This window comes from Bdellovibrionales bacterium (genome assembly GCA_016714165.1).
In the GTDB taxonomy this organism is placed as follows: Bacteria; Bdellovibrionota; Bdellovibrionia; order Bdellovibrionales; family UBA1609; genus JADJVA01.
The window spans coordinates 757,322-772,613 of record JADJNU010000002.1 but is presented as its reverse complement, the minus strand read 5'-3'; the positions used below and the strand labels follow the sequence as shown (position 1 = coordinate 772,613).

At 45.7% G+C, this 15,292-nt stretch carries 16 protein-coding genes; 4 read left to right on the top strand and 12 right to left on the bottom strand.

Translation table 11 applies throughout. The features are described 5' to 3' along the window. Nucleotides 1-50: 50 nt before the first annotated feature. From truA to IPJ71_14940, 3 genes are all read right to left on the bottom strand, one after another. Complete coding sequence (gene truA, locus IPJ71_14950) at nucleotides 51-857, bottom strand: tRNA pseudouridine(38-40) synthase TruA (protein MBK7844961.1); 807 nt, start codon at nucleotides 855-857, stop codon at nucleotides 51-53. Nucleotides 858-1,051: 194 nt separating this feature from the next. After that, entirely contained in the window at nucleotides 1,052-2,254 is a 1,203-nt protein-coding gene (locus IPJ71_14945; protein MBK7844960.1) for a hypothetical protein, read from the bottom strand. 125 nt (nucleotides 2,255-2,379) lie between these two features. Continuing rightward, nucleotides 2,380-3,201 carry a hypothetical protein gene (locus tag IPJ71_14940; protein MBK7844959.1) on the bottom strand — a complete coding sequence of 274 codons (822 nt, stop codon included), beginning with the start codon at nucleotides 3,199-3,201 and terminating at the stop codon, nucleotides 2,380-2,382. 112 nt (nucleotides 3,202-3,313) lie between these two features. Between IPJ71_14940 and IPJ71_14935 the strand changes: the two genes are divergently transcribed. Further along, entirely contained in the window at nucleotides 3,314-4,819 is a 1,506-nt protein-coding gene (locus IPJ71_14935) for a hypothetical protein (GenBank protein MBK7844958.1), read from the top strand. 11 nt (nucleotides 4,820-4,830) lie between these two features. Here IPJ71_14935 and IPJ71_14930 read toward each other — a convergent pair whose 3' ends face one another. From IPJ71_14930 to IPJ71_14905, 6 genes are all read right to left on the bottom strand, one after another. Continuing rightward, the gene (locus IPJ71_14930; protein MBK7844957.1) at nucleotides 4,831-5,688 is read right to left on the bottom strand and encodes a hypothetical protein; all 858 of its coding nucleotides are present in this window, start codon (nucleotides 5,686-5,688) and stop codon (nucleotides 4,831-4,833) included. Then, nucleotides 5,672-7,111, bottom strand: coding sequence for a hypothetical protein (locus IPJ71_14925; GenBank protein ID MBK7844956.1), 1,440 nt, complete (start codon nucleotides 7,109-7,111; stop codon nucleotides 5,672-5,674). The genes IPJ71_14930 and IPJ71_14925 overlap by 17 nt, the downstream gene beginning before the upstream one ends. A gap of 112 nt (nucleotides 7,112-7,223) precedes the next feature. After that, nucleotides 7,224-8,252, bottom strand: a complete 1,029-nt coding sequence (locus IPJ71_14920; protein ID MBK7844955.1) for an aspartate-semialdehyde dehydrogenase — start codon at nucleotides 8,250-8,252, stop codon at nucleotides 7,224-7,226. Further along, a complete protein-coding gene (pssA, locus tag IPJ71_14915; protein MBK7844954.1) occupies nucleotides 8,249-9,106 on the bottom strand; it encodes a CDP-diacylglycerol--serine O-phosphatidyltransferase in 858 nt (285 codons plus the stop codon). The genes IPJ71_14920 and pssA overlap by 4 nt, the downstream gene beginning before the upstream one ends. Nucleotides 9,107-9,141: 35 nt before the next feature. Next, entirely contained in the window at nucleotides 9,142-9,297 is a 156-nt protein-coding gene (locus IPJ71_14910; GenBank protein MBK7844953.1) for a hypothetical protein, read from the bottom strand. Then, the gene (locus IPJ71_14905; protein ID MBK7844952.1) at nucleotides 9,294-9,701 is read right to left on the bottom strand and encodes a hypothetical protein; all 408 of its coding nucleotides are present in this window, start codon (nucleotides 9,699-9,701) and stop codon (nucleotides 9,294-9,296) included. The genes IPJ71_14910 and IPJ71_14905 overlap by 4 nt, the downstream gene beginning before the upstream one ends. A gap of 315 nt (nucleotides 9,702-10,016) precedes the next feature. On the opposite strand from IPJ71_14905, the gene IPJ71_14900 reads away from it, so the two are divergent. Beyond that, the gene (locus IPJ71_14900) at nucleotides 10,017-10,856 is read left to right on the top strand and encodes a hypothetical protein (protein MBK7844951.1); all 840 of its coding nucleotides are present in this window, start codon (nucleotides 10,017-10,019) and stop codon (nucleotides 10,854-10,856) included. A 12-nt stretch (nucleotides 10,857-10,868) separates the two neighbouring features. Here the strand turns inward: IPJ71_14900 and IPJ71_14895 are convergent, their stop codons facing one another. Beyond that, entirely contained in the window at nucleotides 10,869-11,354 is a 486-nt protein-coding gene (locus IPJ71_14895; protein ID MBK7844950.1) for a hypothetical protein, read from the bottom strand. A 189-nt stretch (nucleotides 11,355-11,543) separates the two neighbouring features. Further along, entirely contained in the window at nucleotides 11,544-12,329 is a 786-nt protein-coding gene (locus IPJ71_14890) for a hypothetical protein (protein ID MBK7844949.1), read from the bottom strand. A 163-nt stretch (nucleotides 12,330-12,492) separates the two neighbouring features. Here IPJ71_14890 and IPJ71_14885 point away from each other — a divergent pair, with 163 nt between their 5' ends. Next, on the top strand, nucleotides 12,493-13,314 hold the full coding sequence (locus IPJ71_14885) for a thioredoxin domain-containing protein (protein ID MBK7844948.1): 822 nt from the start codon (nucleotides 12,493-12,495) through the stop codon (nucleotides 13,312-13,314). A gap of 51 nt (nucleotides 13,315-13,365) precedes the next feature. Here the strand turns inward: IPJ71_14885 and IPJ71_14880 are convergent, their stop codons facing one another. Continuing rightward, nucleotides 13,366-14,151, bottom strand: coding sequence for a DNA/RNA nuclease SfsA (locus IPJ71_14880; GenBank protein ID MBK7844947.1), 786 nt, complete (start codon nucleotides 14,149-14,151; stop codon nucleotides 13,366-13,368). A gap of 167 nt (nucleotides 14,152-14,318) precedes the next feature. Here IPJ71_14880 and lipA point away from each other — a divergent pair, with 167 nt between their 5' ends. Beyond that, complete coding sequence (lipA, locus tag IPJ71_14875) at nucleotides 14,319-15,278, top strand: lipoyl synthase (GenBank protein MBK7844946.1); 960 nt, start codon at nucleotides 14,319-14,321, stop codon at nucleotides 15,276-15,278. Nucleotides 15,279-15,292: the final 14 nt, after the last annotated feature.

Sequence of the window (15,292 nt, the reverse complement as noted above, 5' to 3'; positions counted from 1 at the left end):
CATTTTCCGATTAGCTGTCTAGTTTCTTTGATAGAGTAAGATCGCTGGTTTTAAAGGGTTCGGCACTTGTTGTCAAGGTCCGGCAGATAGAAGACCTCGCAAAGGCGAAGTCCTTCTGGTTGCGCCGTCCCCAAGGCCATCCGGCGATCCCTTAGTTCCAGAATCGATTTCATGTCTGTTGCTGGTCTGCCGGCGTAATAGAGATCTGTCATGGTTCCCACAAGATTTCTCACCATCTGCTTGAGAAATCCCTCCCCAGTTATTGAAAAATACAGTAATTCTGAACCTTTGGAGCCCCATTGCGCGCTTCTGATATGGCGTGTAGTCTCTGTGATATCAGAGCCCGCAGTTTGAAAGCTGGCAAAATCATGGGTCCCTTCGATGAACCGCGCACAGCTCTGAAGGTATTCCAGATGAAGGGGTCTAGGGAACCAACTGACGTAGCGACCACGCAGCGCCGAAGGGAAAGGTCGGTTGAGGATCCAATAGCGGTAGGTCTTATGAGTGGCCGAAGCCATCGCGTGAAATTCTCTCGGGGCTTCCCAAGCCTGGCGAACAACAATCCCGGAAGGAAGAAGGCTATTTGCGGCTCTCAAGAGCTTGTAGCGCCTTGGGTTTTTTGTCGTAACGAGATGCGCAACCTGCCCTATTGCATGAACTCCGGAATCCGTACGTCCAGACCCAATCACCTTGACAGGCTCATCAAAGAGTTGAGTGAAAACTTCCTCGAGAGAGCCTTGTATTGTTGGTTTGCCTCTCGGTTGCTTTTGCCAGCCGCCAAAATCAGTTCCATCATAAGAAATCAGAAGTCGAATTCTATGTGGTGGCTCAAGATTGGCGTTCACTTCCGGACACATTCTTCTAACTCCATGGAATATTTGGATCCTTGCTTGGAATCCAGCGGATTCCTTTCACCATGTTTTTTAAAAAAAAGGAAGGGCCAATTCAGAACGAATCGGCCCTTAAAGAAGGGAGAGAGAATTGAACCTCGATCGAAGATCATAAGAGAAAAACCGAACCAATCTCAAGGCAGCCAGTTCTCAAGTGCCCGTTACTCCAGCTCAATCACCCCAAAATCTCGCAGATACACTGACACGGGACCCTTCAAGCTACCCACTGCTCTTGAATCAAAGGGGTAAAGGGAAACATCCATTTTCAATTTCTCGATGCAGAGGGAATCAGGCGGAGCCACTGGTCTGCTGGTTTTGGGATCAAGAATCCTTTTTGCGGAGAGGCGAATGGTTCCAGAACTGGGGACTTCAAACTTCTGATGATTTCCGGAATCTATTCTCAATCCAGCAATCGAAAGGTTGATCGAGTGATCATCATTGATTGTTCGGGCAAATTCAAAACGCGGATTTACGGGGTCTAAAGGGCATCTACCTGTGCAATTTTCGATTGCCTTTCCAGTGGCCAAGTAGAATCCAATCTGATCACTCTCGGAGGCTCCCTGGACAACGTCTTTGGCCGAGCGAAGAATCAGATCGCCGACTGAAATATATTGGAAATCGTAAGTGCCAGATGCTTGCAGTGGGACCTTTGTGCAATTGGCTGGAGGGGGCGGAAGGGAGCTATCGTCCTTAAGAGTAATAATCCCGTGGTCCTTTGTTGTGATTCTGATTTCGCCTCTTAGAATACCCGGAGCAGGCAATTCGTCCGGCAGATATGTGGGAAAATTCTGGTCTATGCTTGGATCTTTAGGGAAAGGCCAAGGCTCTTTTGCGGACTCTCTGTCTATTGCCAGAGTGTTATCAATAAATTGGATGTTTTCAACGCAGAGGACGGGAGCTCTTCGAGAAGTCTGGCTTTCGACTAGCTTCCGGCTGAGTTGAATAGTTCCAACGGTCTGCTGCTCACCATCTGAAAGCTGATACAAGCCAAATCTGACCTCATGGTCCTCTGTTGTAGAGAGAAATTGGTAAGGAGCTGGGGCTCGTTCGAGGAGCAAACACCTTTGCTCCATATTCCCACCGGTGCATGATTTGTAATTATGGTTTTGTGCCGTTCCCCTAAATTTAAAAAAAAGGGCGTCCTCATGAATTTGGAAATCTGAGGGAGGGAATTGCTTCAAGTGGCCTGATCCATCGAAGTCAAATACGTAATTATTGTCGGAATCCGGAGTGATTGTTGCGCAGCCCCCGATGCCATTGCCATTGTTATCATCGTCCAAAGTTGAAAAGATGACTTTGCACGAACTTAAGGTTCCAACTAGTAGCAGAGAAAAAATGAGGCAAAGCAATTGTTTCTTCTTCATAGACCCATTTCCTTTTCGATAAGTGTTGAATTGTCGAGCCATCCATCGGATACGGGACTTGAGCGGCTCTATATAAGAATAGATAAAGGGGGCATGGACCACAACGGACGTCTTTGTCGCGATTTTTATAGGGGCTGGTTTTGAACCCAGCAGGTCATTGCTGGCAAATCTACAACCGCATCGTCGAACAAGGTGCGCAGTTGCGCTGACATTGAACCGCTTGGGCGGCCCACAAAGGTTTTGATACGTAGCTCAAAACTATCGCTCCGAAATGAAAGATCAGTGGTAGATTGATGACGTTCCAAAGAGCCGAGATCCGTGATCTTTCGAATCCCTCTTCCTTCGGCAATTTGAGATCCCTTGATGAACTGACCTATAAAGTTTCCTCGAAATTTCTGAACAACGACATCAATTCCATAATCAGTCCCAGTTGAATCAATATTCTGAATCTGCCGACAAAGCACGTGGGTGTAAGGAAAGTCTTCACGACTTAACGGATCGCTGACGTACTGAAATATTTCTTCTCCAAGAGCTATGTACCAAGGGTCGTAGGAAGAAATGACAGGATTGAGGAGACCTTGTGGCCCAACAGAGAGGGCTCCGCAGTCGATATGACTCAATTTCGGAATATCTCCAACGGAAAAAATAAGGCTGCTCACTGCGAGTTCAGAGATTCTATTCGCATTGGGACATGTTTTAACCTCAGAAAATCGAAAATAGGTTCGAGATTGAGATTCGGGAACTGGATTGCGGTCTCTTTCCGATGAGGGCAATTCAAATGGACTGTGGCTCGGATCAAAGGGACCGTACAATCCATCAATGTTGGCTTCTGCGTAGTCGTCATTTTTCATTCCAGTGTAGCCACCACCGTTTCCGTTTTTCTTGAGAAGTTCGATCAAATCGCAGTTTTGAAAAAGAACCAAGAATAAAAGAATTCCAAATATCATTGCGAAGAATTTGACAATCAATTTACTGTGGCTGCTATTCACAAAATATCTCTCGATCTTGATTCCTCTATTATTAGTTTAACAGGTCGATAAAAAAACCGATAATTTTGTCGTGAAAGATAAGTGGAAATATCAAATTGATACATGGGATGAGCTGATCAGGGAGGGAAGGGGTGGACAGGTTCGCCTTGAAATCATGAAAGTCAATCGAGCGGAAATACCAAGGCGGGAATTGTATAGAGTTGCAAACGTAGCTCGTCGAGTGCGGTTAGAAAATTGGGGGATGCAACTTCTGTATCCGATTGTTCGCAGTGAGAACAAAGATGTCTTTCCGTCAGCCGAAGAAATTTGTGAATACTCAAATGCTTTGATGGAACTGGGATCACTAGAAGAAGCAAAAAATCTTCTGTTAGCAGTGAACCCCAGAGAGGCCCCACAGACCCTGCTCTACTTGGCGTTTCTAGATTTTCGCGAGTGGAATTCAATTGGTGCTGGAGCTCGCCTGAGGAGTTACCTAAAATGTCCTTTGGAGTTGTATGCCCAATTGGTGGGGCAGGTTAATTTGGCTGCAGCACTGGTTCAAACTTCGGAGTGGGAAGAGGCTCGAGGTCTACTTGATCACTTAGAACTTCGCGCACGGACTGAACAGAGACATTTGCTTCTTGGAAATATCTATGAATTGAGAGCACAGCTTGATATTCAAATGAGAGATTGGTCAGCAGCCGCAAGGAATTTGGACCAAAGCATAAAGTTATTGGCAGATTCTCACCATGATAGTTTGCTATTTGCTCTTAAATGGAAGGCGGTTTTGGGACTCAAAACTTCTCAAAAAAATTCGTATGACGAGATAAAGGAAGTTCAGCTTCAAGCTCGAAAAATGAAGTTATGGGAAACAGTGAGAGACTGTGATCGACATATTGCGGTTGATAGTCAGGATGATCACTTACTCAATAGACTTTATCATGGCACACCTTTTCGACATTTCAGGGATTTGTTGCTTCGAGAGTTTTCTCATCCGGGCAAATTACAGGAATATTTTGATTGGGTTGGCGGTAGGAAGAATGACCCGATAAGAAAAGTCGTCGATTTGGGTGACTGGAGTGGGGAGGGAGATACAGGACATTTAACCCCAGGTCAGCTGAGTCATGCTTTGATCTCCGTACTTGCCGCCGATTTGTATTCTCCAAAAAAAATGGGATCTTTGTTTGGGGCCCTATTCCCAGACGAGTATTTTAATCCGGTCACTTCACCTGAAAAGGTTTACAAGGTTGTGCAGCGTGCTCGCGCTTGGTTTATTGAGAAGGACCTATCGATGGTGATTGATCAGGCCCATGGATATTACCGACTTCGGCTGGGAGAAGGGATCTCAATGCGGTTGAGGGCTTCTTCGAAATCGACAGTTCGCCCTGATAAGATTGAGCATTTGGTCTTGTATCTTCAAAGAGCCAAGCGAGCTGGAGCATCCTTTTCTGCAAAAGACCTCGCCGCCGAGCTGCAAATTTCGCAAAGAACAGCGAATCGCCTCTTAAAAGAAGCTGTTGATGCCGAGCATGTTGAGCAGATTGGCAAAGGAAGATCCACCCTGTTTAAACTCAAAAACAAGAACCTTGTCGCCTAGAGTGCTGAAATTTAAAATTCGACATAAATGCCACCATTCAAAAAATTAGCCGAGAAATCAAATTTCTTTCCCAAGGCGACCAGTGCCCGGTATTCAATTGCCACCCAAACGGAATTAATGCCAAATTCTCGATCGAGGGTGATCAATGCATCCTTGTCAAGCAAACCAAGATTGAAGGCAATCCCTCCGGCAGCATGAGCGGCCGTTGCAAGGCCAAATTTTGGTCCTTTGTTGTCATCGCGAATTTCGGCAAAGGTGATCGCATCTCCGCCTCCCTCAATAAACGGAACGAGCGGCTGTTTTTCCCATATCTGCATGCGGTAAATCGCAGCGACATTATTGGGAAGAGCCAAAAAAGTAAACGACTCGCGCGGTCTGATGCCTGCGTTTTCGGGGCTTTTAAAGGCTCCGTTGCCATGAGCAGCATAAATGCCCGTTCCTAGTTTCCAGCCTAATTTACCCAGCCGTCCCTGCCAGAGTTGCCATTCATAATCGTACATGACTAAGGGCATCTCGCTGTCTTCATAAAGGGTTTGAAAAGTGACTCCCGTCTCAGTATTGGAAAGCTCTGCGGGGTCAAACATTCCGAACCGAACAGAAGAGGAGTGTTTCTGATCTGATTTGGGTATTTGGTACAGATAGGTTTTATCGCTTGTGATACGGACCAAGCCCTTGTCTGCCAGAGGATGGGGCACCACCTGCTCCGTTGTGGCACTAGGATCCACTAAAGGCTTTTCTTGGGCTTCTGCTGAGCTGCAAAAAAAATCATAAAGACTCAATCCCGATGAGGCTCTATGAGCGTGAAGGATCTCAAATCCAGAAAGGAGAAGGAGTAAATTGATCGAGACGGGCCTAAGCCAGTCGTTCATTTTTATTTCTCCGTCTGGAATTGTAAAAGATCAGGGTGAGACTAGCAAAAAAAAGAACCAACAAAAAAGTCAAAGCAGAAGAGAGCCCGTATCTAATAGATAGCCACGCAAAACCCCAAACAGGCCAAAGGATAGTTCGAACGAACGGTCGCCAAAATGGGTGTTTGTCTATCCATCGAGCAGCAAATGGTCCCAGTCGATAGTAGGCTCTTACAAAGTCTTTGCCAAGCTTGTAGGGCAGAAGAAACTTCTGACGAAATTTACGAAACGTGTCGAGATGCCTGTCAAGGGCGGAGCCATAGGCCGCAGTGGCGACAAAGCAATTTACGTCTTCAGTCAGAAGGCCAACGACTTCATCGGGGCGGGCTATAAAGGGGCATGCCGCATCATCTGTAGGGTTGGGGCCAAGTGCGGTTGCTGTATTTCCACAAGCGTGCGCAATGGCCGTGTCTGATGTGATAAATGAGATATTGTTCGCTTGATCCAGCATCCCGATTCGAAAGAAATAATATTCTCCATTTGTTAAGCCACTGATAGAATTATTTCCAAGAAAATATTCGTCGTTCTCGGTTTCGATATCGATATCAAAAGAGCCAAAATTAGATCCTGGGTTGGGGCCCGTGGCTCCGTAGGCAAAGCCTACGGTCGAGTAATAAAAACGGGCTTTTGAAAACAGAATATTTCCAGCACTCGGAAAAGTGTCGGTAGGCTCTAGATCCTCGATGAATACCTTCTCGTCTCCTGGGAAAGCAGTAAATGCACATACTCCATCAGTAAAAGTGGCCCCCGTATCGCTGCAGTGTTCAATGGTATCTGCGTTGAGGGGCATGTGGACTTTGAAAACGATACTGTCACCCTCGCCGCTACCGAGTTGACCGTTGTTATCTTCGTCCACTCCAATTTTTAAAGTTTGAGAGGGGGGGCTCGCATTGGATGCGCTGGTTGAGTTCACGCATGCACTTGCAGCATAGGCACTAAAAGCGCTAGCACAGATGGTTGTCCATGGGATATTAACCACACCGGTCTCATCTTTACCGACCGTTGTGCCACTTGATCCAATTTTGGTGATACCGTCACCCGAGGTAAGAATTATTGGACCAGATTTCGAAGCAGAACTGGAAGATATCGAGATCTCAACGTTAGAATTCAGCATTGCTCGCTTTTCATTGCACGCAAGAAGACCTGTTCCTAAGATACAGTTGTTACAGGTGCCATCCGAGTTTGCAGTGCAGCCGGTCGATTCACTGCCCGCGAAGCCACCATAAACAATAATGGAACCACCCTCTTTCACCCAATTTGAAACTCCCGAAATTGAGTGAACGGTGATCGCCGCGAAGGCACAAGGAGAAAGGAACCAATAAAGGCTCCCCGCCGAAAGCCATCCCATTAAACTTAAACTGTTGGAAACAGGCTCAATTCTCATTGAGACCATTCGATCATGCTTTGTGCCACTTGTCAAAAATCATGAATCGAACAGGGGCCGACGATCATCTAGTATTTACCCTCAACTCAGGAACCGAGTGCGAAGCGCGCAATCAGAGTCTAAAAATTTTCTCGGCGATTCGGATACCATTAAGGGCAGCGCCCACGCGAAGATTATCGGCCACAATCCACATCACCCAAGTCAGTGGATCGTCGAAATCACGGTGAATTCGTCCAATATAAACGGGGTCATGACCCGAAGCCTGCCGAGTCGTAGGATACACAGCCTCCTGGGGATTATCGAGAATTTCAACTGCGGAAAGATGGGACCAGGATCTTAAAAGGTCGTCCCTCTCGACACTTTTGTTCAGCTTAACCCAAGCTACCTCAGAATGTCCGTTGAGAGTGGGAACCCTCACTGTAAAAGCACTGACGCTGAGCCGAGGGTCTCTTAATATTTTTTTTGTCTCTTTGATAATTTTTAGCTCCTCACTCGAAAACCCGGTGTTATCGAAGCCACCGATGTGAGGTAGGCAGTTAAACGCAATAGGATGTGCAAAAACCTGAGGGATATGGGGAGTGCTTATTTCAGTGTTTGAATCAGAACTCAATTCTGACTTGAGCTGTGCGAGGAGCTCATCGCGCGCCGCCTTTCCTGCTCCACTGACAGACTGGTAGGTGGCCACTTTGATTTGAGAGATTCCAAAGTCCTTCTGCAGGGGCGCAAGGGCCATGACCAGTTGAATCGTTGAGCAGTTCGGGTTGGCAATCAGGGTGGGTGAGCTGGAGGAGGAAAGCAGATCTCCATTGATTTCGGGAACGATCAGATGAACATTTGGGTCCATCCGAAAGGCCGCCGAATTATCAATGGCAAAGGCTCCTTCAGATACGGCCCGCGGCCCCCACTCCTTGCTAATTTCATCCCCAGACGAAAAGAAGGCCAAATCCAAACCTTCAAAGCAACCGTTCTCCAAAGTTTCAATTGTCCAATTTTTACCGAGACACCCGACTTGCCTCCCCTTGCTTTCCTTGCTTGCGAAGAGCTTGAGATTCTTAACAGGAAAGCGGCGCTGTTCAATCAGTCGAAGAAATTCCTCCCCAACCATCCCAGTTGCACCAATGACTCCTACGTTTAAACTCATGTGCCCTCCTCAATTTCTTCGTGAAGGTCATCTTCATGAACAGCATGTGCACTCTCGCTCTCTTCGTCACCTTCAAAAGAGGCTTCTGTTTTTTTGAGGGGCCGACCAAGCCGCAATACCCCGAAAACGGCGCCGAGTATGGCGTAAGTCAAAAACAAGACAAACAACATCACTTCAGGCCTTATTGCGATGAGCGCAAGAATAAACACTCCGAGAACCAAGTAAGCAAAAGGCAACCTTCGCTTCAATTCGATGTCTTTAAAACTTCGGTACCTAAAGGTAGAGACCATCACGAATCCGAGCAGGAAAGTCATAGCTAAAATCCAATGATTACGGTAGGCGAGGATCTCAAGGTCCTGAAGGGCCATAACGGAGCTGGCAACGATTCCGGCGGCCATCGGTATTGGAAGACCCTGAAAATAGGATTTCTCAATGATATTTTGTTGAACATTGAATCGAGCCAATCTCAGAGCTCCACAGGCGACGAAGAAAAAGCTGGCTAGCCATCCAACCCGTCCAAAGGGCTGAAGGGACCATAAAAACAGAAGAATAGCGGGAGCAATTCCAAAACTGACAAGATCGCAAAGGGAGTCATATTCGGCCCCGAATTTGCTAGTCGAATGCGTGAGTCGAGCGACTCTTCCATCAAGAAGATCGAAAACTGCAGCAGCGACAATAGCATATGCTGCGTGAGCGAAATTTCCCTTGATAGCATGAACGATGCCGTAAAAGCCAAAAAACATATTCATGGTCGTCAGAAGATTTGGTAGCACATAGATGTGCATTGTAAGTCGCCGACGAAGACGCTTTGTCCCTTGATTCAAACGATTAAAAGGACGCTGTGGTTGATTCATAATTGTTGTTTCCCTGTCGACAGAAAGCATTTTGTTTAAAATCCTCCGAATAAATAAAACAGCAGCCACAATCCGATCGAGCTAACCACCGGAAAGGTGAAATTATCATCCAGTCTGAATACAGGAATGAGTTCAGCAAAGGCCCCAATGAGACCCGAGAGAATACTCACAATGAGAATTCGGTCAATCATGATCTTGTGCGCGAAAAAAAGAAACCCGCGATGAGGGAGCAACAAATAAACGCAGTGACAAAACCTTGGAGACTTTTTTCTCCCATTATTTTGTCTTTGCCGTAAAGGACCCCCACATAACCTGCGAGTGGATCAGCTATGGCCAAAAACATGAGGGCAAGGGTGACGATGGGCTTTGGAAACAAAAACATAATCAGAAAGGTTCCACTCAGTAAATAGGTCGTTCCCGCTAAGGAATTGCGTTCATGTTCCCTCATGAATGCATAAAAAATTGAAACCAAAAAATTATTTACGTCTGGGAAATAACTGCGCATGATATCAAAAACAACAAATAAACATGTGAAAAAAGTGATGAGTTGAAGTGCCATTGAGCGGCTCACATTGTGATAAATCACAAGGATCAAAACAACCCCAAGAAAATGCCATATTTTTCGAGCGAGGTGAATATCTGATCGTTGCTTTAAAAATGTCCGCCCATTTCCAATGAATTTCCCTCTTATTTCTTTAGGCTCATTCTCGGCACTTCTCTGTCAATCAAGTCACAAGACTAACAAGCTGAATTGACTTGGTTTTAGACACTCAACCGAAAATCCCATCAAATCCTTTTTAGAGCTTTTTGAATCACTTGGCTAGTAAAACATAAATATAGTCATTTCAGTTAGTTACGAATGTCAATAATGGTCTTGGGGTTGCAAATATTGGGAACAGGAGGCAGGATTTTGAAAATCTATCAGTGGCTTTTTGCGCCTATTTTAATGTTTTTTTTCAATCTTGATCTTTCTGCCTTTGGCTCGGAAGTTCAGGTTGCGGCGGTCGTCAGTGAGCATTGGGGTTATTTGCGTGATGTCAGCGGTGAAAGGGAGCTTCAACTTGTAGAAATGGAGATGATCGAGCGGCCCCTCAGCGATGAGAGGGTGTCTTTCAATAATCTTATTTTTGTACCGGAACTAGAAAAGGAGTTTCAAGGCAAGTACGAGAAGCAATTTGGTTATACTGTTTCAGAGCAAAGTATAAATGTTTCGAAGAACTCATATTTACAGCAAGATTTTTCAAGAACAGATGAATCTCCGGAACTACAAAATGCGAGAGAGAGAGCCTATGGAGAATATGTGGTCCGGCGTCTTTTGGAGTATCATGCGGACCGGTATGCGAAAGCGAGTCCAAGCATAAGGCCAGTTTACGAAGCGAAAGAAAGATTGAGTAACGTTAAATTCGAGGTCAAAAGGGGCTATAGAGTGAAGATTCATTATTCGTTGAGTGGGAATTACTTGGACCTGGACCTTGAGAATCCTCTGGATGTTGAAACCAAATGTATTTTTCAAATGGATGAAAATTCCTTTGGACCTGGGGTGATTGATGAAGCGACATTGAAGATCAGGTACACCTTGACTCGCTCAGTCGCAGTGGGTTCCTACTATGGGTTTCGCGCGGGACAGTTTTCTTTGGCTGGGTACAAAGCACTAGAGAACGGCATTTCGACTTCAATTACTGGTTCAACCTTTTTTGAAGATTCGAGTAAGGAAAATAAGCTTATCATTGGGCTGTCTTGGAACTATTAGTGGATCTACGTACTAAATTGAAATTACTAGATAATTTTGATTTTCCATTTTCTTCCCAACTGATGAGAAACTGATTCCTTCCAATGGCAAGGTAGATGTAGTCCGAGGTAAAAAATTGGCTTGAGGTACAAAGACTGTGGCTAGGAACCCATTTGTTTGATTGACGATTTGAGGATTTTCCAAACGGTTGGCTTCGTTGGATGCTGTCTGGCAGAGTCGGCCGACCAAGCGGATTTGCCTTGCTTGAGTTTCTATCTCAGGCGCGAGGCCACTCACGAGGCAATCAATATCAATTGTATCTATTTGCTCTCTGATAGTAAGGAGATTGGAACTTTCGACGACGCTGACCATGCCAGTTGGTGCACGATTCACTTTTGTTTGAACTTCGGTGCCGTCTATTTCTGGAGGGCGAAGGGTAGACCATGTCGCGCCGCCCAGAAGCACGACTGCGGTGCCTGTCACAAGAATCAAATTTTGCAAATGGTTGCGTTGTACCACTGAAGGTGATCGGATTTCGTCCCAAAGGCCTTTAATTTGCCTTAAGCCTTGCGGCAAAAGATGCACAAATCCAGCTTACAAACCCAGATCATAGATCAGAAGTGATTCAATTTGATCACCATGGGCTGATGCCAAATTCCATAATTGAGACTTCAAAACAGGAGATGTTTAGGCATAGGGAGTACTCAATTACTTGTCAGAATCGAAATTTTCCAATTCTGACTCCTCCTGGAGACCATTCTTGTCTTCAATGATTTTTTTTTCATCTTTTTTGGCTTTTTTCGATGCGTCTTTATCGAGGGCCTCTTGCACAAGTTTAGCGGCCCTGGCGCTGCGAGTGGCTTCGTCGGCTCCTTCCTCCTTGAGAATGGTTTCGGCCATCTCGGAAGGATTTTTACTTCTGTACATGCTTCGCAGCCGGCGCTCATTTCTAACGGATTCAGGGACGATAATTTTGGCATCTCGAATGAACTCGATCAGCTTCTTGAAGTCCTCCTTTTGGCTAATTTCAGGTCGAATTTCACTCATGACATTTTCCAGCAAAAATAGACTTGTGCTGCGGTACACTGATGGGATCTTGTCATTAGTCAGAGAGCGAACAGACTCTTGAGTGAGACTTACCAGGGTGTCTTCAAAGGCGCTATAATTGTTCAATTCTGATCTCACAAAGGGCATAAGTTTGGCGAGCATGTTATCATCGTTGGGACGTGACAAGATGAATTTCAAAGCGTTTCGCAAGACCTCTACAGCTTGTCGATCGGCCTCTTCGGCCTCTTCGGAGTCTTTGGCCTTTTTTTGTTTATCAAGAAATGCTTTCTTGGAGGCTGTGATACGTTCTCTGACTGAATTCTTCATTTCATCGTAGTCTTTGATCTGTAGTTCGCTATATTTAAAGTTCTCGGCGAAAGTTTGATCGAGGAACAGAGCATTGAAGACAAAAAGGGACAGGAAGGAAAAATAGAAGCGCCCCCGCATTGGTATCTCCTCTTTTTTAATTTGCCCACCAGGGCCCAATTCAAAAGGTAAAGTTAGTTGGGGCGGCTATCAAGGACGGGTGAGAAATTGACATAGAGCGGCCACGCGACAGCCAACAAAAAATCTACTGCCACACTTTCTCAAGTTATGACACAATGACCAAATGGCTAAACATTCACCATTAACTAGGAGTCGTCCCTTGAGAAGTTTTGTCTACCTCTCTTTAAGTCTTGCCGTTGCGGCCATTGGTTTTGGCTGTTCCCCCTCTCCATCCGAGCTCAAAAAGGTGGTGGAAAATAATCCGGATATCGTTTTCGGAGCCATTGAGAAGCATCCTGACAAGTTTATCGAAGTGGTGAATAAGGCCGCTCGTGAGGCCCAATCAAAGGCGAGAGAAAATGAAGCAAAAGCTGAGCAGACTCGAATGGAAGAGGAGTTTAAGAACCCAAAAGTTCCGACAATATCCGATAGTCGTGTGGTTTTTGGGACGAAAGGTGCTCCAATTACTATCATTGAATACTCTGATTTCCAGTGTCCATACTGTTCTAAAGGATATGAAACGGTAAAAAAGGTGTTGCAGGAGTATGCTGGGAAGGTTCAGGTCATCTACAAACACCTGCCTCTGGATTTTCACCCCCTTGCAGAGCCTGCTGCTAAGTATTTTGAAGCCATTGCCCTTCAAGACAAGTCTAAAGCCGAAAAATTTCATGATGCTATTTTTAGCAATCAAAAGGGGCTAAGCGAAGGCAAGGAAGGCTTTCTTGAAAAAACAGCGAAATCCGTTGGTGTGGATATGGGTAAATTGAAGAAAGATCTTACGAGTGAGAGCATAAAGGAAGTTATCCGTGCAGACATGGAGGAAGCAAGAAAATTTGATTTCTCGGGAACTCCGGGCTTCCTCGTAAATGGCGTATCTCTCAAAGGGGCCTATCCATTTGAAGAATTCAAAAAGATCATCGATCGGCAGCTTGAGAGTAAAAAGTAGAATTTTGCCTCTTTGAGTTGTTGAGTCACCGGACTCCTAAATTGAAGGTGTTTAAATCTCCCCCTTGTCTTTCGGAAAGGGGGAGATTTGTATTTTTAGAGGTCGGGATGGATTCAGCTCAATGCCTTCTGCGAGCAAGATGCATGGGACTGCTGTCACGACCAGACCCTTGTCTATGGCCTGAGCGAGAAGCCTGGCATATTCTGGATCAATGTCTAAGGCAGGACAAAATAGATCGCAGTCTTCTCTTTGCACAGTAAAGAAAATTTCGGCGGAGTGGCCTTTTGCCAGTAGGGTCATGAGTTCCCTCAAATGCTTGCGTCCCCTTTCTGTTTGGGCGTCGGGGAATTGTGCCTGTTTACCTCGAGCAAGCGTGACATTTTTGATTTCGACAAAATGAAATTTTTGATTCTCAAAATCTGCGATGGACAAGCGTTGCTCGGGAGACGAGGGCGCGAAGTTATTTTTCCATAGAACTAAGTCAATTCTGGAATCGCGGCTGATTTTCACTTCACGCTGGCCGAATTCCATCCCTTTCCAATGAGGAATAGCACGAGTTGAAAAGGCCTCCCACACTAAATGGTTGCTAAGACCTGTGTTTATTCCGACCCAGCTGGCGGAGGTCTTGATCATTTGCAACGTGTATTTGAGCTTTCGTTTGGGACTGTCCAGGTAAGTCAATCGGCATGGATTTCCTGGGGCCAGGCAACCGATCAGACTGCCTGTATTTGGAACATGAGCGGTGACGATGGACGAATCAGAAAGCTGAACGTCAGCGAAAAATCTTTTATAGCGTTTTAACAATTTGCCATTTTTTAACAAACCCTGGAATTTCATGTGCCATCCCTCCGTTCAAGGAGGTTATCTTTAGATTCTATTGCGGAGCATTATCAAGTTTCCTTATGGTTCAAGCATGGACAATTGATGAGGCGGTAGATAAAACCAGCTTTATTGCTGGCCGTGTAGACTCGGTTTCTGCGGTCAGATGAGAGGAGAAAATAAATATGCTGCACAACTCTCCGAGCGGAGAGTTATCGCCGAAGGAGGGCCAACCTAAGCCAGCTTGGCTAAAAGTTCGAGCTCCAGGCGGCGAAAACTATCTTGCCATCAAAGAATTGCTTGGCACTTTGAACCTTCCGACGGTTTGTCAGCAGGCTCGGTGTCCAAACATGGGAGAATGTTGGAGTGGAGGAACAGCGACTTTTATGCTATTGGGTGAGGTTTGTACTCGCGGGTGTCGCTTTTGTGCTGTTAAGACTGGTAATCCTCGGGGAGCACTTGATGAGGATGAACCTGAAAAAGTAGGCTACGCAATAAGTCAAATGGGACTTAAATATGTGGTTTTAACCAGCGTAGATCGCGATGATTTGCCAGATGAAGGCTCCGGTCACTTTGCACGGACAGTCAGCGTTATTAAGGAAAATTGTCCTGATCTAATTGTCGAGGTTCTGACACCTGATTTTCGTGGCTGCTCCTCACATATCGAGAAAATAGTGCGAGCCGGGCCAAATATTTTTGCCCACAATCTGGAAACCGTCGAGCGATTGCAGCGTCCCGTTCGAGATCCGCGAGCAGGTTATTCTCAGTCTCTCAAAGTTTTGGAGCTGGCTAAGGAGCTAGATTCAGGATGCCACACAAAATCTTCGCTTATGTTGGGCTTGGGTGAGCGGGAGGAAGAGATCATGAAGACGCTTCGTGATCTTCGTGCCGTTGATTGTGATGTCGTTACATTTGGCCAGTATCTTCAGCCAACGAAAAGACATTTGCGAGTGGAAAAATTCTATCGGCCAGAAGAGTTTCAGTTTTGGAAAAAGACTGCCGAGGAGCTTGGCTTTTTATACGTTGCAAGCGGTCCTTTGGTGAGAAGCTCTTATCGAGCGGGTGAGTTTTTTATGCGTGGAATGATTGAGAAGCGGCGCCGAAAGGAGGCTGAGGCTCTTGGTATTGAACGCAATGAAAAGTGAGGAACAACTCAATT

Coding starts and splice junctions, on each gene's coding strand:
- IPJ71_14920 (MBK7844955.1), bottom strand. CDS start 8,252: ATGAGTTTAAACGTAGGAGTCATTGGTGCAACTGGGATGGTTGGGGAG.
- IPJ71_14885 (MBK7844948.1), top strand. CDS start 12,493: ATGGCTAAACATTCACCATTAACTAGGAGTCGTCCCTTGAGAAGTTTT.
- IPJ71_14925 (MBK7844956.1), bottom strand. CDS start 7,111: ATGAGAATTGAGCCTGTTTCCAACAGTTTAAGTTTAATGGGATGGCTT.
- pssA (MBK7844954.1), bottom strand. CDS start 9,106: ATGAATCAACCACAGCGTCCTTTTAATCGTTTGAATCAAGGGACAAAG.
- IPJ71_14945 (MBK7844960.1), bottom strand. CDS start 2,254: ATGAAGAAGAAACAATTGCTTTGCCTCATTTTTTCTCTGCTACTAGTT.
- IPJ71_14940 (MBK7844959.1), bottom strand. CDS start 3,201: ATGATATTTGGAATTCTTTTATTCTTGGTTCTTTTTCAAAACTGCGAT.
- IPJ71_14910 (MBK7844953.1), bottom strand. CDS start 9,297: ATGATTGACCGAATTCTCATTGTGAGTATTCTCTCGGGTCTCATTGGG.
- IPJ71_14880 (MBK7844947.1), bottom strand. CDS start 14,151: ATGAAATTCCAGGGTTTGTTAAAAAATGGCAAATTGTTAAAACGCTAT.
- lipA (MBK7844946.1), top strand. CDS start 14,319: ATGCTGCACAACTCTCCGAGCGGAGAGTTATCGCCGAAGGAGGGCCAA.
- truA (MBK7844961.1), bottom strand. CDS start 857: ATGTGTCCGGAAGTGAACGCCAATCTTGAGCCACCACATAGAATTCGA.
- IPJ71_14890 (MBK7844949.1), bottom strand. CDS start 12,329: ATGCGGGGGCGCTTCTATTTTTCCTTCCTGTCCCTTTTTGTCTTCAAT.
- IPJ71_14930 (MBK7844957.1), bottom strand. CDS start 5,688: ATGAACGACTGGCTTAGGCCCGTCTCGATCAATTTACTCCTTCTCCTT.